We start from the raw sequence: 17,844 nt of genomic DNA, 5'->3' as shown, positions 1-17,844 counted from the left end.
AGGGATTGGCCCGGCGATTGCTGACAGCGGCCCGTCTGCCGCCTTCGCGGCCCATGGAGATTCACATATGTTGCGACGCAAGCTCCTCGCCACCGCTGCCGCCTCGTTCGCCGCGCCTGCCATCGTCTCGCGCGCGTCGCTCGGACAGAACCTTCGCAAGGTGAAGATGGGCTCGGCCTTCACCACGACGACCAACGCGGCCTTCCTGATGCCTGCGCTGCTGAAGCCCGAGGGCATCGACCTCGAACTGGTGATGTTCCCCTCGCTGGTGCAGCGCATGCAGGCCGTTGCCTCGGGTGACGTCGATATCGGCAATGGCGGTCTTTCAGCCACCATGCAGGTCGCGACCAAGGGCTTCCCGATGCAGGTACTGGCCAATGGCTGCGACGGCGGCTGGATGGTGCTGGCGCAGCCCTCGATCAAGAGCTTCAAAGATCTGGTGGGCAAGAAGATCGCCGTCCAGAACGGTTCGATCGGCCTCGTCTCGCTGAACTGGAAGCTGAAGCAGGAAGGCGTGTTCGGAAAAGTCGATCTGGCCTTCATGGACAACCAGGACCAGCCGATTCCGCTGATGCGCGGCGACGTCGCGGCCATCTGCGTGTTCGAGCCCTATGCCGCGCTCGCCGAGCAGAATGGCTGGGGCAAGCGGCTGTGGGTTCCCTACGACTCCCCCATGGGCAAGACCAACCTGGGTTTCGTCGCGTCTTCGGCCTTCGTGAAGAAGGACCCGGACCTCACGAAGAAGATGGTGGCCGCGCATGTGAAGGCGACCAAGGAGATGGCGGCCAATCCCTCGATCGCCATCGAGACCACGATCAAGCAGTTCAAGATGACCAAGGAAGTGGCGGAACTCTCGACCAAGAACCTGTTCTTCAGCGCCGACTCCGGTCCGGCCTTCGTCAGCGGCCTCAAGTCGCTGGCCAGGATGATGATCGACGACAAGATGCTCGAGAAGGAACCCGACTGGGACAACTTCCTGAACCTCGGCTACGTCTGATGCAGTTCCGACGGGCGCTGGGGCTTCTGCCCCTGGCGCTGCTGCTGCTCGCCTGGGAACTGGCGGTGCAGGCCAAGGTCTATCCGCCTGTCCTGCTGCCGCCGCCGGCCAAGGTCCTGATGGTCTTCATCGACGATTGGGATACCGTGCTCGGCAATGCACTGGCCAGCATCAGCCGCGTCGCGGTGGGCATTTCGCTCGCCTTCCTGTTCGCGGTGCCGCTCGGCCTGATGATCGGCCGCTACCGGCTGCTCGACACGATGACCGACTGGTCGATCCAGATCTTCCGCTCGATCCCGCCGATCGCGCTCATTCCCATGGCGCTGCTGTTCCTGGGCATCGGCGACAAGCCGGCGATCGCGCTGATCTTCCTGGCCGGCACATGGCCGCTGCTGATCAACACGATCTTCGGCGTGCGCGGCATCGAACGCACACTGCTCAAGGTGGCCAAGGCGGCGCGCGCCAGCGAGTTCCTCGTGATGAAGGACATCATCCTGCCGGCGGCGCTGCCAGCCATCTTCACCGGACTTCGACTGGCCGTCGGCGGCGGCTGGCTGACCGTGGTGACGGCCGAGATGATCGCGGTGAAGTCGGGCCTCGGCTACATGATCCTGAACGCCCAGCTCACCTTCCGCTCCGACCTCATCATCGCGGGCATCATCGTCATCGGCGCGATCGGCCTGCTGGCCGACCAGGCCGTGCGCATGGTCCGCGCGCATGTCTGCCGCTGGCAGGAGGGCCTCACGGCGTCGCCCGAATGAGCAAATTCCTGGAATGCATCGGTGTCGGGAAAATCTATCCCGGCAAGACCGAGCCGGTGGAGGCGCTGCGCGGCATCGACTTCACCTGCGATGCCGGCGACTTCGTCTGTCTGCTGGGCCGCTCGGGTTGCGGCAAGTCCACACTGCTCCAGATGGTGGCGGGGCTTGAGAAGCCGACTTCGGGCCAGATCGTGATCGCCAACCGCGAGCTCGACGGCCCGTCGCCCGAGGCGGCCATCGTCTTCCAGGACCATGGGCTGTTTCCCTGGATGACCGTGCAGAAGAACGTCGAGTTCAACATGAAGGCCCGCGGCGTGCTGGCGGCCGAACGTCGGGCCACGGCCACCCAGTTCATCGAGATGACGAGTCTCACGGGTTTTGCCGACCGCTATCCGCATGAACTCTCCGGCGGCATGCGCCAGCGGGTCGGCATCGCGCGCGCCCTGACGACACGCCCGAAGGCGTTGCTCATGGACGAGCCGTTCGGCGCACTCGATGCCCAGACGCGTGGCAAGTTGCAGGACGAGGTGCTGCAGATCTGGGAGAAGCAGCGCACCACCGTGCTGTTCGTCACGCACTCGATCGACGAGGCGCTGCTGCTCGCCGACCGCATCCTCGTGTTCAGCCCGCGGCCGGGCCGCATCGCGGCTGACATCAAGGTGGATTTGCCACGGCCGCGTACGTCACAATCGCCGGGATTCGTCGCCCTGGCCCGTGAGTTGCGCGGGCTGGTCGGCGCCGACAGGGAGATCGACTGATGCCTTATGCGACGACCGACGATGGCGTGAAGCTCTATTTCGAGGAGACGGGAGCCGGGGCGCCGATCGTGTTCGTGCACGAATTCGCGGCCGACCATCGCTCGTGGGAAATGCAGATGCGCCATTTCGGCCAGCGCTATCGCTGCATCACGTACGGTGCGCGTGGCTATCCGCCGTCCGACGTGCCCGAGAAACCCGAGAGCTACAGCCAGAACCGCGCCACCGACGACATCCTGGCGGTGATGGATCATCTCGGGATCGACAAGGCCCATGTGGTCGGGCTGTCGATGGGCGGCTTCGCCAGCCTCCACTTCGGTTTCCGCCATCCGACGCGGGCGCGCTCGCTGGTCGTGGCCGGAGTCGGCTACGGCGCCGAGAAGCACGAGACGGCGAAGTTCAAGGCCGAGGTCGGCATCGTCGCCAGGTCTTTGAAGGAAGAAGGCATGGCCGCCTTCGCCGAGAAGTACGCCTATGGCCCGACGCGCGTTCAGTTCGAGAACAAGGACCCGCGTGGCTTCGCGGAGTTCAAGGCGGCGCTGGCCGAGCATTCGGCCCTGGGCTCGGCCAATACGCAGCTGGGTTGCCAGGGCGAACGGCCTTCGCTCTACGATCTCGTCGACAAGATGCGGGCGATGACGGTGCCGACTCTTGTGCTCACCGGCGACGAGGACTGGCCCTGCCTTGCCCCCTCCATGCTGATGAAGCGCGAGATCCCGTCGGCGGCGCTGGCGGTGATGCCGAACTGCGGCCACACGATCAACCTCGAGGATCCCGACCAGTTCAACCGGATCGTCGGCGACTTCATCGTCCAGGTCGAAGCCGGCCGCTGGCCCAAGCGCGACCCGCGCGCCGTCTCGGGATCGATCACGGGGATGAAGTCTTAGGGTAATCCGTCGTCTCGACCGGAGCGCGCAGCGCGGAGCGGAGAGACCTTCTCTCCACGAATTGCTGGCTTTTGGCGGAGAGAAGGTCTCTCCACTACGCCTCGCTCTGCGAGGCTTCGGTCGAGACGACGGAGTCTGTCGCTTATGCGGTCAGCCCGCCATCACAGACGAACTCCGACCCCGTCGAAAAGGTCGACTCGTCCGAGAGCAGGAACAGGATCATGTACGCCACCTCGTCGGCCTGGCCGAGGCGGCCGAGCGGGTGGAGCTCTTCCAGCGCCTGGCGGCCGCTCATGTTGCCGACATTGGTGTCGAGACGGGGCGCGATCATCGGCGTGTCGATGTAGCCCGGGTGCACGGAATTGCAGCGGATGTTGTACTTCTGCTGGGCACAGTGCAGCGCCACGTTCTTGGTGAGCGTGCGCACGGCGCCCTTCGAGGCGCAGTAGGCCATGGCGTAGGACGCACCGCGCAGGCCCAGCACCGAGGAGATGTTCACGATCGAGCCGCCGCCCGATTCCTTCATCGCGGGAATGGCGTGCTTGCAGCCGAGGAAGGTGCCCAGCGAATTGATGTCGTTGACCCTGCGATAGTCCGCCAGGGTGCAATCCTCGATCGAGTTGCGCACGCCGACGCCGGCCGCGTTCAGCAGCCCGTGCAGCGCGCCGAACTTCTCCACCGTGGCGGCAACGGCCGCCTGCCAGCTCTCTTCCTGAACGACGTCGAGCGGCACGAAATGCGCCGAAGCGCCCAGTTCGGCTGCAAGCGCCTGGCCCTTGACCTCGTCGCGATCGGCCAAAACGGCCTTGCCGCCCTCGCGCACGATCATGCGGGCGGTCGCGGCACCGATGCCCGACGCGCCGCCGCTCAGCAGGACGATCTTGTTCTCAAGACGGGGCAAGGAGCGACCTCCTCATGAGTCCGGCGGTCACGCCGCCGTCGGAGGTGAACTCCGCGCCGGTGACGAAGGACGATCGGTCCGAAGCCAGCCACAGGACGAGCTCGCCCAGGTCCTGAGGCTCGGCCATGCGGCCGATCGGATGGCGGGAGCCCAGGAAGGCCTTCCCCTGGTCGCGGCCGACCGCCTGCCAGAGCGGGTTGAAGATCGCCGTGTCGACGCCGCCCGGATGAACGGAATTGCAGCGGATGCCGTATTTCTGTTCGGCGCAGTAGAGCGCGACGCTCTTGCTGAGCAGCCGCACCGCACCTTTGCTGGCCGTGTAGGCGGTAGGGCCGGCGCCGCCGACCAGGCCGGCGATCGAGGAGATGTTGACGATCGACCCCGACGGCTCGGTCTTGCCCGCGCCGAGATGCTTCATGCCCTGGATCGCGTACTTGCAACCGAGGAACACGCCCTCGGAATTGATCGCCTGGACATGCTGCCAGTTCTCGACGGTCGTGGTCTCGGGATTGCCGGGGCCGCCGGAGATCCCGGCATTGTTGACCATGATGTCGAGCCGCCCTTCGCGCTCGAGGATGCCCGCCAGCAGCGACTGCCAGGACTCCTCCGATGCGACGTCGTGCGTCACGAAACGGCCGACCTGAGTCTCTTTGGAGCCCTCGGCCAGGTCGGCCACGATCACGGCCGCGCCCGCTGCGGCGAGCAGGGCGGCCGAGGCGGCGCCGATGCCCGAACCGCCGCCGGTGACGACCGCCACTCTCCCGGAAAGTTCATCGCTCATATCGACGCGACCATAGCGGCTAAACGCGCGGTGCGTTAGCGTATCGTCGGGAGGTTTTGATGGCGAAGTTGACGCACGTTCTCGGGTTGATGGCTGCGCCGCTTGCCCTGGCGGCGTGTACGCAGACGGCGGGCGGTCCTCCGCCGGGCATGACGGCGGCGCAGGGCGCGGCCTATTGCACGAAGCTCACGACGGTCTACAGCGAATATGTCGCCGGTCTCCCCACGTCGATGGGGGGCGTTGGCAGGGGCGGTGGCCAGTCCGACATCGACGCCCGCGTCGCGGTCGCCCAGTGCCAGGACGGCAATACCGCCGCGGGCATTCCGGTGCTGCAGCGGGAACTGCGCAACAACAAGGTCGAGGTTCCGCCGCCGTGAGGACTCCCGTGCGTATGATCCAATTCGGTGGGCTGGTCCTCGTGGCGCTCCTCGCGGCGGCCTGCACCCAGACGGCGGGTGGCCCGCCACCCGGCATGACGGCGGCCCAGGCCGCCGCCTATTGCACCAAGCTCAGCTGGGCCTATGGCGAGTATGTCGCGAGCGGCATGGGAGACAGCGCCGGCGACAACGACAATACCGACGCCGACATCAATGCGCGCCTGGCGATCGCCCAGTGCCACGAGGGCCAGACCGGCGCCGCCATCCCGGTGCTGCAGCAGGAACTCCGCCGCAACAAGGTACCGGTGCCTCCGGTCTGACGCCCCGTCCCCCGGTCCCCATGAAAAAACCCGGACAGGCGACTGTCCGGGCTTTCCGTTGCGTCAGGAGCCGAGGCTAAAAGCCCAGGCCTTCCTTGATGACGACCCAGCGGCCGTTCTTGACCTGCTGCACCTGCGTGATGGTGTTCGCGAGGTGGTTGGTCTTGGAGAACTTGCTGGGCGGCGAGCTGAAGATGTCGAGGTACGGATCGCCCGACTCGAGGGCGTCGAGCATCTTCTGGCCCGTCAGGTCCTTGCCCGCGAGCTTGGCATAGTGCGCGAAGGTCATGACGGCGTTGTAGCCGATGACCGATTGCGTGTTCGCGTCGGTCCCGAACATCTTCTTGTAGGCCTCGACCCAGTCCTTGACCTTGCCCTTGGCCGTGTCGGCATAGGGGGTCTCGAAGGCGCCGGCGGCGTAGAAGCCCTCGACCACGTCCTTGCCGAGCGTGATCGTGTCGGGAATGTTGGTGGGCGTCGCGCCGAGGAAGGTGACGTCCCAGCCGAGTTTCTTCGCTTCGGCGATGGCGCCGATCGTTTCGCGCAGGATGGTGCCCAGCACGACGAGGTCGCAGCCATCGGCTTTCATCTTGGCGACCTGGGCGCTGAAGTCAGAGGCGCCGCGCTTGTAGGTCGTGATCGAGGCGGGCTTCAGCTTCATGGCGTCGAGCTGCTGGGTAAAGCCGTCGAGCACGTTCTTGCCGTACTCGTCGTCCTGGTACATCAGGCAGGGCTTCGTGGGCTTCTTCCACTCGACCATGTACTTCACGGCTGCGCGGGTGCTCTCGACGTAGGGCAGCAGGTTGCTGAACTTCAGCCGCTCCTGCGGCTTGCCGGCGTCGAACTTGTAGGTGAACTCGGCGGCGGTCAGCGGGAAGAGCTGCAGCACGCCCGCGTCGAACAGGATGTCCTGCGCGGCGATCACGGGCGCGGAGCCCATGCCGCCGATCATGGCGAACACCTTGTCCTTCTCGATCATCTTCTGGCTGGCGAGCACGGCCTTCTTGGGATCGTAGGCGCTGTCCTCGATGATCAACTTGAGCTTGCGGCCATTGATGCCGCCCGCTGCGTTGATCTCCTCGACGGCGAGCTTCATGCCGTTGGCGACCGGGACGCCCCAGGTCTTGATCGGGCCCGAGAGATCCTGGTGCGTGCCGATGACGATCTCGGTCGGCGTGATGCCCTGATTCGTGACCTTGGTCTGCGCGAGCGCGGGCGTGACTGCCAGCGCCGTCGTGCAGGCAAGCGTCACCGCGAATGCCTTGAGATGCATTGTCCGTTTCCTCCACTGCTGCGCCCTTTGACTCTCCGGCGGGTGGCGCACACGACCCGGTCCGTCGTCGCTTTTTGCGACTTATGCGGGAGTAGAGCAGTTTCGCGGTGATTATGCACGGCGAAACGGAAGATTCCGGATTGCAAAAGAAAAGGCCCGGGAAGACCCGGGCCTTTTCCGTCGGAAGGTGTTGGCGTCAGTTCTTCAGGTCGCGCTTGAGCACGACCCAGCGGCCGTCCTTGATCTGCTGCAGAAGATACACGGTCGCCGACAGGTGTTCGGTGGGCGAGAACTTCACCGGCGGCGAATTGAAGATGTCCTGGAAGACGTCCCCCGACTCCATGGCCGCGAGGAACTTGGCGCCGGTCAGGTCCTTGCCCGCCAGCTTGGCATAGTGGGCGAAGGTCATGACCTCGTTGTAGCCCAGCGCCGACTGCGTGTTCGGCTCCATGTTGTAGAGCTTGTAGTACGCCTCGGCCCATTCCTTGGCCTTGCCGGTTGAGGTGTCGCGATAGGGGATCTCCATGCCGCCCACGGCATAGAAGCCTTCGGTCACGTCCTTGCCCAGCGCGGGAACCTCGATGACGTTGGCGGCGGTGCTGCCGAAGTAGACCGGCGCGAAGCCGATCTTGCGGCCCTCCGCCATGACGCCGACCGTCTCGCGCACGATGGTGCCCAGCACGACGAGATCGCAGCCGTCCGACTTCATCTTCGCGACCTGCGAGGAGAAGTCCGAGGCGCCGCGCTTGTAGCTGGTGACGGAGGCGGCGGTGAGCTTGGCGTCGGCAACGGCCTGGTTGAAGCCGTCGAGCACGTTCTTGCCGAACTCGTCGTCCTGGTACATGACGCAGGGCTTCTTGCTGCCCTTTTCCTGCATCAGGTGGCGGGCGCCGGCGCGGACGCTCTCGGTGTAGGGCGGCACGTTGTTGAACTTCAGCCGGTCCTGCGGGTTCTTCGGGTCCATCTTGTAGGTGAACTCGGCCGACGTGACCGGGAAGAGCTGCGGGATGCCCGCTTCGAGCAGGATGTCCTGCGCGGCGAGCACCGTCGGCGAGCCCAGCGGCGCCAGCATGGCGAAGATCTTGTCCTTCTCGACCAGCTTCTGCGTCGCGAGGACGGCGCGCTTGGGATCGTAGCCCACGTCCTCGACGATCAGCTTCAGCTTGCGGCCGTTGATGCCGCCCGCCGCGTTGACCTCGTCGACGGCCATCTTCATGCCGTTGGTGACGGGAACGCCCCACGACTTGATGGGGCCGGAGAGATCCTGGTGCGTGCCCAGGACGATCTCGGTGGGCGTGATGCCCTGGTTGGTGACCTTGGTCTGCTGCGCCAGCGCCGGCAGGGCGGCGAGGCTGAAGATGCTGCCCAAAAGGGCTGCCTTTACGCAAAACGAACGCATGACTACCTGTTTCCTCCACTACACTTTACGGGACTTCATTGAACTCAAGCCGCCTGAGGGCGGTACATCGCGTCGATCTGGTCCTTGTACTTGGTGTTCACGAACGACCTCTTGAGCTTCATGGTCGGCGTCAGCTCCTCGTCCTCGGGCGTGAGCTGCTGCTCGATCAGGTAGAAGCGCTTGATCGTCTCGACCCGGGCGAAGTTGGCATTGACCCGCTCGATCTCCGACCAGATCAGGTCCTGCACCTCCTTGGCGCGGCACAGGCTGGTGTAGTTGGTGAAGGGCACGTCGATGTCCTGGGCGAACTTCTCAACCGTCTCGCGCTCGATCATGACGAGGCAGGTGAGGTAGGCACGCTTGTCGCCGATCACGACGGCGTCGCTGATATAGGGCGACGCCTTGAGCAGGTTCTCGATCTCCGAGGGCGTGATGTTCTTGCCGCCGGCCGTGATGATGATGTCTTTCATCCGGTCGGTGATCTTGACGTAGCCCTCCTCGTCGATCAGGCCGACGTCGCCGGTGTGCAGCCAGCCATCCTTGTCGACCGTCTCGGCGGTCTTCTCGGGCTGGTTCAGGTAGCCCATGAACACCATGTCACCCTTGATCAGGATCTCGCCGGCGGGCGAGATCGCGACCTGGCCGTAGGGCACCGACTTGCCGACCGTGCCGAGCTTGATGCCGTTCGCCGGCATCGCGGTGGCCAGTCCGCAATTCTCCGTCTGGCCGTAGACCTCGTACATGTCGAGACCGAGCGCCAGGTACCAGCGGATGAGTTCGGGCGAGATCGGCGCCGCCCCGGTGAACAGCCAGCGGCAGCGGTCGAGGCCGATCATGCGGCGGATGTTCTTCAGCACCAGCCAGTAGGCGGCCTGGAAGCGCAGCTTCTCGAGCGCGGTGGGCTCGCGCCGCGCCAGCCGCGCGTCGGCGATGGCGAGGCCGGCCGAGATCGCGCGCCGGTAGGCCCATTGCTGGACGGGCGTGGCGTCCTTCAGCGCGATGGTGATGCCGGCGTAGAACTTCTCCCATACGCGCGGCACCGCGCCGAACAGCGTGGGCTGCACCTCGCGGATGTTGTCGGGTACGGTCTCGGGGCTCTCGGCAAAGTTGCTGCAGACGCCGGTCGCCACGGAGTAGTAGCTGCCGGCGATGCGCTCGGCGACGTGGCAGAGCGGCAGGAAGGCCAGCCGCTCGTCGCCCTCGTACCAGGAGAGCGACAGTTCGGGGTGCATGCAGTTCTGCATCGTGTAGACCACGTTGCGATGGCTGTGCATCGCGCCCTTGGGCGGTCCGGTCGTGCCCGACGTGTAGACCAGGATGGCGAGGTCGTCGGGCTTGCGCGAGGCGACCAGCTCCTCGAACAGCGCGTCCTTGCCCTGGCCGTAATTGCGGCCCGACGCCATGAACTCGTCCAGGGAGACCACCATGGGATCGTTGAAGGTGTGCAAGCCCTCCATGTCGAACACCACGATCTTGCGCAAGGTGGGGCAGCGCTCGCGCACGTCGAGGGCCTTGTCGAGCTGTTCGTCGTCCTCGACGAACAGGACCGAGGTCCTCGAATCGTTGATCAGATATTCGACCTGCTTGGCGGAGTCGGTGGGATAGATGCCCGAGGAGACGCCGCCCGCGCACAGGATGCCGAAGTCGGCGTAGTTCCATTCCGGCACGGTATTGGCCAGCACCGAGGCCACGTCGCCGGGCCGGAAGCCGATCTCGTGCAGGGCGAAGGTGACGGCCTTCGAGCGCTCAAGCCACTGGGTCCAGGAAACGGCGTTCCAGATGCCGTAGAGCTTCTCGCGCATCGCCGGCCTGTCGCCGCGCGTCTTGCAGGAGAGCACGAAGCTCTTGGGCAGGGTCTCGGCAACCGTCAGCGTCGCTTTGATGGGCATGGTTTCCTCGTTCCCGTCAGCGCCAGTTCTTCTTCTTCTTCCAGCGGCGTTCGCCGCGGGCGCTCTCTTCCTTGGCGCCGAGATAGAATTCCTGGATGTCCTTGCTGTTCATCAGCCGCTCGCAGGTATCGTCCATCACGACTCGGCCGACCTCGAGCACGTAGCCGTAATGGGCGGTCTCCAGCGCCATCTTGGCATTCTGCTCGACCAGCAGGATCGACGTGCCTTCCTCGGCGTTGACCCTGCGGATGATGCTGAAGATCTCCTTCACCAGCAGCGGAGAGAGGCCGAGCGAGGGCTCGTCGAGCAACAGCAGCTTCGGCCGGTTCATCAGCGCGCGGCTGATCGCCAGCATCTGCTGCTCGCCGCCGGACAGCGAGCCGGCCGGCTGGTCGATGCGCTCCCTGAGGCGCGGGAAATAGCCGAAGACCTTTTCCAGGTCGCGGGCGACGCCGTCGCGGTCCGTGCGCAGGAAGGCGCCCATCGCCAGGTTCTCGCGGATCGAGAGGAAGGGAAAGACCTCGCGGCCTTCCGGCACATGGCTGAGGCCGAGCCGCACGATCTTGTCGGCATCCATGCGCTGGATCGCCTTGCCCTCGAACTCGATCGTGCCCTTGAGCGGGTCGAGCACGCCCGAGATGGTCTTGAGGATCGTGGTCTTGCCGGCGCCGTTGGCGCCCAGCACGGTGATGATCTTGCCGCGCGGCACGGCCAGGCTCACCCCGCGGATGGCCATGATCGGGCCGTAGTAGCTCTCGATGTTGGAGACCTTGAGGATCGGGTCGTCGCTCATGTCCGCTCCTCTCAGGCGCCGAGATAGGCCGCGATGACGTCGGGATGCGCCTGGACCTCGGCCGGCGTGCCGGAGGCCAGCACCTTGCCGTAGTTCAGGGCGAGCACGCGATCCGACACGCGGTTCACCAGGGTCATGTCGTGCTCGACCATGAGCACCGTGACGCCGAGCTCGGTCCGGATGTCGCGGATCCAGAACGACATGTCGTCGGTCTCCTCGACGTTGAGGCCGGAGGAGGGCTCGTCCAGCAGGATGAGTTTCGGCTCCGAACACAGCGCGCGGGCAACCTCTACCACCTTGCGCACCCCGTAGGGCAGGCCCGCGATCAGCTTCTCGCGATAGGCCTGGAGGTCGAGGAACTCGATCACCTCCTCGACCTTGCGGCGGTGCTCCTTCTCGGCGCGGCGGACCGAGGGCAGGAACAGGATCTCCTGCCAGAGCTGCGTGGTGGCGTGGCAATGCCGTCCGACCAGCAGGTTGGCGAGCATCGTGGCATTCTCGAACAGCTCGATGTTCTGGAAGGTGCGGGCGATGCCGAGCTTGGCGATCTGGTGTGCCGGCACCTCAGTGATGTCGCGGCCCTCGAAGAACAGCTTGCCCGAGGTCGGATCGTAGAGCCGCGAGATCAGGTTGAAGATCGAGGTCTTGCCGGCGCCGTTGGGGCCGATGATGGTGAAGATCTCGCCCTTCTCGACGCTGAAGCTGACCTTGTCGACCGCCTTGAGGCCGCCGAACTGCAGCGAAATGCTGTCGACCGTGAAGAAGCTCATCGGTTGCGCTCCGACTTCACGTAGGTCTTCTGCCGCTTGAAGGTGGCCTTCTTGTAGAGCGGGAAGAGCTGGAAGAAGAGCTTCACCTTGAGCCAGCGCCCGTAGAGGCCGTAGGGCTCGAACAGGATGAACATCATGATGATCAGGCCGTAGATCGCGCCCTTGAGGCCGGCCGCCGAGCCGATCGCGGACATGGTGTCGCGCAGCTTTCCAGACCCCTCGGACGACATGCCGAGCGAGGAGGCAAGGCTGGCGCCCAGCACCGGGACGTCGTCCTTCAGGGCCGTCAGGAAGGGATCGACCATGACGATGAAGATCGCGCCCAGCACCGCGCCGTGCACCCCGAAGGCGCCGCCGATGATGATCACCATGATGAATTCGATCGAGAGCAGCAGGGTGAACATCTCGGGCGAGATGAAGGACATCTTGTGGGCGAACAGCACGCCCGCCATGCCGGTGAGGGCGGCGCTGATGGCGAAGGACTTCACCTTGTAGCCGGCGAGGTCGATGCCCATGCTCTTGGCCGCGGTCTCGGAATCGCGGATGGCGATGAAGGCGCGGCCGGTGGGCGAGCGCAGCAGGTTCAGCGCCAGCAGGATCGATCCCACCAGCACCAGCAGGCAGAGGAAGTAGAAGGCGTCGCCGTCGCGCGGCACCGGCTGGCCCAGGAAGTCGAGCGTGCGCACCCGCATGCCTTCGTTGCCGTGCGTCACCGATTCCCAGCGCGCGAGGATCTCCTCGACGATGAAGGCGAAGGCGATGGTGGCGATCACCAGGTAGATGCCGCTGAGACGCAGCGCCGGGAAGCCGACCATCGCGCCCACGGCGCCGGTGATGATCGCGGCCGCAGGGAAGTAGACGATGAAGGATATCCCCTGGCTCTGCAGGAAGCCGGCGGTATAGGCCCCGATCGCCAGGAAGGCGGCGTGGCCCAGCGAGGCCTGGCCGGTGAAGCCGGTGAGGATGATCAGCGCCACGCCGACGATGGCATAGATGAACACGAAGACGATCTGGCTCTGCAGGTAGCTGCCGACCAGATAGGGGAAGGCGATCAGCGCCGCCAGCAGCACGCCGTAGGACCACCAGTAACCGCTGTGCTTCAGCAGGCGGATGTCCTGGTCGTAGTCTGTCTTGAAAACGAAACGCATGGGCTCAGACCTTCTTGCGCATGCTGGGGCCGAACAGCCCATGCGGCCGGACCAGCAGGACGATCAGCAGCACGACGTAGGGGGCGACGTCCTTCCAGCCCTGCGGCAGGTAGAAGCCGGCGAGCGTCTCGATGACGCCGATGATCAGGCCGCCGATCAGCGCGCCGGGGATCGAGCCGAAGCCGCCCAGGACCGCGGCCGGGAAGGCCTTCAGGCCGAGGGCGAGGCCGACGTTGGAATGGATGAAGGTGATCGGCGCCAGCAGCACGCCGGCGGTCGCCGCCACCGCGGCGCTGATCGCCCAGATCAGCGACACCACCCGTTTCACCGGAATGCCCATGTAATAGGCGGCCAGCATGTTCTCCGAGGTGGCGCGCATGGCGGTGCCCATCCGCGTGTAGTTGAAGAAGGCGTAGAGCACGGCGCACAGGATGACGGTGGCCACGATCACCGAGAGCTTGTCGTGGGCGATCACCAGGTCGCCGAGCTTCAGGACGCCGGTCGAGAAGGGGGTCTCGATCTTGAGGTCGTCGGTGCCCCAGATCATGCCGGCGACCGAGCGCAGGAAGTATCCCAGCCCGATGGTGGCCATGACGATGGAGAATTGCGGATAGCCCAGGATCGGCCGGATCAGGATTCGCTCGGTTGCCATGCCGAACACCGCCATGGCGCAGACGGCGAACAGGAAGCCCAGCCAGTAGTCGAGACCCATCAGGCCGATGAAGGTGAAGACGAAGAACCCGCCCAGCATCATCAGGTCGCCCTGGGCGAAGTTCACGACCTCTGTCGCCTTGTAGATGAGGACGAAGCCCAGTGCGATGAGGCCATAGACACAGCCGAGCGCGATACCGCTCACCAGCTGCTGGATGAAATCGAGCATTCCTCTACCCTGTAAACCGGCCGTTTGGTGGCTTCGCGTTTAACTTGAATCATAAGACATGGCGGCGCTGCGGAGAGTCAATGGATTTTCAGCCGGCGCGCTGTACTGTTGCGCGATCGAACGCTCGTTACCGGAGAAATTCATGTCGCTCGCCGCGCAGGCCATCCCGTCGGGGAGGCCGCCGTCGCCGTTCTACACAGAGGAGCACGAGGCGTTCCGAAGCACCGTCCGGCGCTTCGTCGAGCGCGAGATCCTGCCACATGTCGACCAGTGGGACGAGGCCGAGGAATTCCCGCGCGAACTCTACCGCAAGGCCTCGGCTGCGGGTCTGATGCAGCTCGGTTTTCCTGAAGCCTACGGCGGCGTCCCGACCGATCCGTTCTTCGGCATCGTCAAGGCCGAGGAAATGGCGCGCCACGGCAGCGGCGGCCTCAATGCCAGCCTCAACAGCCACACGATCGGCTCGCCCCCCATTGCGGCACTCGGACCTGAGTGGATGAAGCGCAAGGTGCTGCCCGAGGTTCTGGCGGGCGAGAAGATCAGCGCACTCGCCATCACCGAGCCCAGCGGCGGCTCCGACGTGGCCAATCTCAAGACCACGGCGCGGCGCGAGGGCGACCACTATGTCGTCAACGGCTCCAAGATGTTCATCACTTCGGGGATGCGCGCCGACTATTACACCGTGGCGGTGCGCACCGGTGGGCCGGGCGCGGGCGGTGTTTCGCTGCTCCTGATCGAACGCGACCGCGAGGGCTTCGCGCGAACCAAGCTGAAGAAGATGGGCTGGTGGGCGTCGGACACGGCCCAGCTCTTCTTCGACAATGTGAAGGTGCCGGTCGAGAACCTGATCGGCGAGGAGAATCGCGGCTTCATCGGCATCATGCTGAATTTCAATTCCGAGCGGCTGGGCATGGCGGCCGGCGCCTGCGGCTATGCCAGGGTCTGCCTCGACGAAGCCATCGCCTATGCGCGCGAGCGCCACACCTTCGGCAAGCCGCTGATCGCCAACCAGGTGGTGCGCCACCGGCTGGTCGACATGGCGATGCGGATCAACGCCGTGAAGTCGACGCTCGAATTGCTGGCGTATCGGGTCGGGCAGGGCGAGAAGCCGGTCGCCGAGATCTGCATGCTGAAGAACCTCGCGACCTCGACCCTGGAATTCTGCGCCAACGAGGCGATGCAGATCTTCGGCGGCGCAGGCTATCTACGGGGCGCCAAGGTCGAGCGCATCTATCGCGAGACCAAGGTCATGTCGATCGGCGGCGGCTCGACCGAGATCATGAAGGATCTCGCCGCCCGCCAGATGGGGTTTTAGCAAGATCGCCGAATGGGACGCGTTCGATTTTCAATCGTGGTAGCAGCGCTTGCTGTAGTGATGCCGTTCGAGGCGGCTGCACAAACCTACGCTACGCCTCGGACGCAGTTTCCTCTTGAAATAACGCGGGCGGACAATGCGCTCGACCAGACCATAAGCATAGTCGAGAACCGCGTTTACGAAGTGGCCCTGCTCTTTTTGTTTGGCGACCAGGCAGAAAGGAATCGCATTTCCGCCCTTATCGGCGATGGGTCGCGTTTTCCCAGCGGTCGAATGGGTAGTCCCGGTGTTGCGATACCAATCAGGTTCAGGATCAGCTCAAAGACAGAGTCAGCGACTGGCCACTTCTACCTTGAGGGAACGGCCTTGACGGAAGGCACATCTGCTTTCCGCTCCGACGTTTATGTGCGAACAGTCGTAAAAGTTCGTCTGCCGCCGGGTATCTATCGGATCCAAACATGGACGGTTCGCGATCTGCCGGAGTTCGCCGGAATTGGAACCCATCTCGAAATCGGATTCGATCCGCGCGCCAAGCCATATCGCTAGTACATTCCGGAGTATCGCATGTCTCCTGTCACCAGCAAGGACGCACGCATCGCGCTCTTCCAGCAATGGTTTTCGGACAACATCCCGCACAACAAGGCGCTGGGCCTGAAGGTGATCGGCGCCTCGCGTGGCTTCGCCTCGATGCAGCTCGACTGGCGCGAGGAGTTCGTGGGCAATCCCGAGACCGGCGTGCTGGCGGGCGGTCCGCTCACCGCCATGCTCGACGGCTGCTGCGGCATGTCGGTCGCCACCATGCTGAAGGCGCCGGAGCCCTTCGCGACGCTCGACCTGCGCATCGACTATGTACGGCCGGCCGAACCCGGCAAGCCGGTGATCGCCGAGGCGGAGTGCTATCGCATCACGCGGTCGGTCGCCTTCACGCGGGCTTTCGCCCATCATGGCGATGCCAAGGACCCGATCGCGGCCGCCGCGGGTACTTTCATGCTGGGCACCAAGGGCAGGCCGACGCGGCTGCCGCCGGGAGATAAGCCATGAGCGCGCTGCTCACTCGCTTGGCCGAGGCGCGCAAGGAAGGCAACGTCGCGCGGCTGGCCGAAGCCATCCCTTATGCGCGCTGGATGCAGATCGCGCCGGAGAACGGCACCGGCGAGCTGCTGACCCGCATGCGCTATCACCCGGAGCTGATCGGCAACACCTTCCTGCCGGCGATCCATGGCGGCACCCTGGGCGCGATGCTCGAGATGGCGGCGATCTTCCATCTCCTGTGGGAGACGGAGACCGAGACGGTGCCGAAGATCGTCAACATCACGGTCGACTACCTGCGCTCGGCGCGGCCGGTCGACGTGATCGCGTGCGCCAAGGTCACCAAGCAGGGCCGCCGCATGGTCAACGTCTTCGCCGAAGCCTGGCAGGAGGACCGATCGCGACCCGTCGCCACTGCCAACGCCCATTTCCTGGTGAAATCCGACGCCGACGCCCCGCCGTCGCTGTAATCATCCGTTTGATCTAAGGTGCTGGCACGTCGTGGAGAATACTGCAGTCCCGCCCGCCGGACAGGAAAAGCCGGCCTTCGTCGTAACCGCCTCGCGGCAGTTCCCGAGCTGGTTGGCCGATAGCGGCGGCAGCCTCGCGATCTCGACCTACCAGAGCAGCAAGGTCATCCTGGTCGGCACCAACGGGCAGTCGGGGCGGCTCTCGGTATTCGAGCGCACGCTGGAGCGGCCGATGGGCATGGCCTTCCATGATTCACGCCTGGTCGTCGCGTCGATGATCCAGATCAGCAGCTTCGTCGATGCCGCCCGCGGCACGCCCGGCGCCGCCGGCTACGATGCGCTGTTCGTGCCGCAGTCGGCGACCTATACCGCCGATCTCGACGTTCACGACGTCGCGTTCGGCGGCGACGGCAGGCTGGTTTTCGCCAACACGCTGTTCTCCTGCCTGGCGACCACCAGCGAAACGCACAGCTTCAGGCCGTTGTGGAAGCCGCCTTTCATTTCGCGGCTGGCGCCGGAGGATCGCTGCCACCTGAACGGCCTGGCGATGCGCGACGGCGAGCCAGCCTATGTGACCTGCGTCGCCGAGACCGACGTTACCGACGGTTGGCGCGAGCATCGTACCAGCGGCGGTGTCGTGGTCGATGTGGCCTCGGGCGAGGTGGTGTGCCGCGGACTCTCGATGCCCCATTCGCCACGGCTGCACGAGGGCAGGCTCTGGGTGCTGAACTCCGGTGCGGGCGAGGTGGGCACGGTCGACCTGGCCAATGGCCGCTTCGAGCCGCTGGCCTTCTGCCCGGGCTATCTCCGCGGGCTCGACTTCGTCGGCCCCTATGCGCTCGTAGGCCTCTCGGAACCCCGCGAGAACCGCACTTTCGCCGGCCTGCCGCTGCAGGACCGTCTGGCCGCCGCCAGGGTCGGCCCGCGTTGCGGCGTGTTCGTGATCGACACGCGGACGGGCGACGTCGCGCACTGGCTGCGGCTCGAGGGCGTCGTCAATGAACTCTATGACCTCGTCGCCCTGCCGGGTCTCGCACGGCCGATGATGATCGGCTTCAAGAGCGATGAGATCCGCCGCACCGTGTCGATCGAATAGCGA

At 65.0% G+C, this 17,844-nt stretch carries 20 protein-coding genes; 11 read left to right on the top strand and 9 right to left on the bottom strand.

Annotated features, from left to right (window positions below; genetic code table 11):
• The first annotated feature begins 67 nt into the window (after positions 1-67).
• The 4 genes from EPO41_RS18530 to EPO41_RS18515 are packed head-to-tail and all read left to right on the top strand — an operon-like array spanning position 68 to position 3,400.
• Entirely contained in the window at positions 68-997 is a 930-nt protein-coding gene (locus tag EPO41_RS18530; protein WP_296327979.1) for an ABC transporter substrate-binding protein, read from the top strand.
• The gene (locus tag EPO41_RS18525) at positions 997-1,758 is read left to right on the top strand and encodes an ABC transporter permease (RefSeq protein ID WP_296327977.1); all 762 of its coding nucleotides are present in this window, start codon (positions 997-999) and stop codon (positions 1,756-1,758) included. The genes EPO41_RS18530 and EPO41_RS18525 overlap by 1 nt, the downstream gene beginning before the upstream one ends.
• Positions 1,755-2,516, top strand: coding sequence for an ABC transporter ATP-binding protein (locus tag EPO41_RS18520; RefSeq protein ID WP_296327975.1), 762 nt, complete (start codon positions 1,755-1,757; stop codon positions 2,514-2,516). The genes EPO41_RS18525 and EPO41_RS18520 overlap by 4 nt, the downstream gene beginning before the upstream one ends.
• A complete protein-coding gene (locus tag EPO41_RS18515) occupies positions 2,516-3,400 on the top strand; it encodes an alpha/beta fold hydrolase (protein ID WP_296327973.1) in 885 nt (294 codons plus the stop codon). Before EPO41_RS18520 ends, EPO41_RS18515 begins: the two co-directional genes overlap by 1 nt.
• 142 nt (positions 3,401-3,542) lie before the next feature.
• On the opposite strand, the gene EPO41_RS18510 is transcribed toward EPO41_RS18515, so the two are convergent.
• The gene (locus EPO41_RS18510; RefSeq protein ID WP_296327971.1) at positions 3,543-4,301 is read right to left on the bottom strand and encodes an SDR family oxidoreductase; all 759 of its coding nucleotides are present in this window, start codon (positions 4,299-4,301) and stop codon (positions 3,543-3,545) included.
• Positions 4,288-5,082, bottom strand: coding sequence for an SDR family oxidoreductase (locus tag EPO41_RS18505; protein WP_296327970.1), 795 nt, complete (start codon positions 5,080-5,082; stop codon positions 4,288-4,290). Before EPO41_RS18505 ends, EPO41_RS18510 begins: the two co-directional genes overlap by 14 nt.
• Before the next feature lie 59 nt (positions 5,083-5,141).
• On the opposite strand from EPO41_RS18505, the gene EPO41_RS18500 reads away from it, so the two are divergent.
• Both EPO41_RS18500 and EPO41_RS18495 read left to right on the top strand, forming a co-directional pair.
• A complete protein-coding gene (locus tag EPO41_RS18500; protein ID WP_296327968.1) occupies positions 5,142-5,459 on the top strand; it encodes a hypothetical protein in 318 nt (105 codons plus the stop codon).
• 8 nt (positions 5,460-5,467) lie between these two features.
• The gene (locus EPO41_RS18495; protein ID WP_296327966.1) at positions 5,468-5,779 is read left to right on the top strand and encodes a hypothetical protein; all 312 of its coding nucleotides are present in this window, start codon (positions 5,468-5,470) and stop codon (positions 5,777-5,779) included.
• 76 nt (positions 5,780-5,855) lie between these two features.
• Here EPO41_RS18495 and EPO41_RS18490 read toward each other — a convergent pair whose 3' ends face one another.
• From EPO41_RS18490 to EPO41_RS18460, 7 genes are all read right to left on the bottom strand, one after another.
• Positions 5,856-7,052 carry an ABC transporter substrate-binding protein gene (locus tag EPO41_RS18490; RefSeq protein ID WP_296327965.1) on the bottom strand — a complete coding sequence of 399 codons (1,197 nt, stop codon included), beginning with the start codon at positions 7,050-7,052 and terminating at the stop codon, positions 5,856-5,858.
• A gap of 196 nt (positions 7,053-7,248) precedes the next feature.
• Positions 7,249-8,451: an ABC transporter substrate-binding protein gene (locus EPO41_RS18485; RefSeq protein WP_296327964.1), complete on the bottom strand. Its 1,203-nt coding sequence runs from the start codon at positions 8,449-8,451 to the stop codon at positions 7,249-7,251.
• Between the two features lie 44 nt (positions 8,452-8,495).
• Positions 8,496-10,340 carry an AMP-dependent synthetase/ligase gene (locus EPO41_RS18480; RefSeq protein WP_296327962.1) on the bottom strand — a complete coding sequence of 615 codons (1,845 nt, stop codon included), beginning with the start codon at positions 10,338-10,340 and terminating at the stop codon, positions 8,496-8,498.
• A gap of 16 nt (positions 10,341-10,356) precedes the next feature.
• Positions 10,357-11,133, bottom strand: a complete 777-nt coding sequence (locus tag EPO41_RS18475; RefSeq protein WP_296327960.1) for an ABC transporter ATP-binding protein — start codon at positions 11,131-11,133, stop codon at positions 10,357-10,359.
• Positions 11,134-11,144: 11 nt separating this feature from the next.
• Positions 11,145-11,903: an ABC transporter ATP-binding protein gene (locus EPO41_RS18470; protein ID WP_296327958.1), complete on the bottom strand. Its 759-nt coding sequence runs from the start codon at positions 11,901-11,903 to the stop codon at positions 11,145-11,147.
• Positions 11,900-13,051 (bottom strand): branched-chain amino acid ABC transporter permease, encoded by a 1,152-nt coding sequence (locus EPO41_RS18465; RefSeq protein WP_296327956.1) that lies wholly within the window; start codon positions 13,049-13,051, stop codon positions 11,900-11,902. The genes EPO41_RS18470 and EPO41_RS18465 overlap by 4 nt, the downstream gene beginning before the upstream one ends.
• A gap of 4 nt (positions 13,052-13,055) precedes the next feature.
• Positions 13,056-13,931 (bottom strand): branched-chain amino acid ABC transporter permease, encoded by an 876-nt coding sequence (locus EPO41_RS18460; RefSeq protein WP_296327954.1) that lies wholly within the window; start codon positions 13,929-13,931, stop codon positions 13,056-13,058.
• A gap of 142 nt (positions 13,932-14,073) precedes the next feature.
• On the opposite strand from EPO41_RS18460, the gene EPO41_RS18455 reads away from it, so the two are divergent.
• The 5 genes from EPO41_RS18455 to EPO41_RS18435 are packed head-to-tail and all read left to right on the top strand — an operon-like array spanning position 14,074 to position 17,841.
• Positions 14,074-15,246, top strand: coding sequence for an acyl-CoA dehydrogenase family protein (locus EPO41_RS18455; protein ID WP_296327952.1), 1,173 nt, complete (start codon positions 14,074-14,076; stop codon positions 15,244-15,246).
• A gap of 36 nt (positions 15,247-15,282) precedes the next feature.
• On the top strand, positions 15,283-15,792 hold the full coding sequence (locus EPO41_RS18450; RefSeq protein WP_296327950.1) for a DUF5625 family protein: 510 nt from the start codon (positions 15,283-15,285) through the stop codon (positions 15,790-15,792).
• 18 nt (positions 15,793-15,810) lie between these two features.
• Positions 15,811-16,287, top strand: coding sequence for a PaaI family thioesterase (locus tag EPO41_RS18445; RefSeq protein ID WP_296327945.1), 477 nt, complete (start codon positions 15,811-15,813; stop codon positions 16,285-16,287).
• A complete protein-coding gene (locus EPO41_RS18440) occupies positions 16,284-16,745 on the top strand; it encodes a PaaI family thioesterase (protein WP_296327942.1) in 462 nt (153 codons plus the stop codon). The genes EPO41_RS18445 and EPO41_RS18440 overlap by 4 nt, the downstream gene beginning before the upstream one ends.
• Before the next feature lie 31 nt (positions 16,746-16,776).
• Complete coding sequence (locus tag EPO41_RS18435; RefSeq protein ID WP_296327939.1) at positions 16,777-17,841, top strand: TIGR03032 family protein; 1,065 nt, start codon at positions 16,777-16,779, stop codon at positions 17,839-17,841.
• Positions 17,842-17,844 lie beyond the last annotated feature (3 nt).

The sequence above is a fragment of the Reyranella sp. genome, from assembly GCF_004297265.1.
Lineage (GTDB): Bacteria > Pseudomonadota > Alphaproteobacteria > Reyranellales > Reyranellaceae > Reyranella.
The sequence above is the reverse complement of the archived record's forward strand: the minus strand, read 5'-3'. Positions and strand labels throughout refer to the sequence as shown.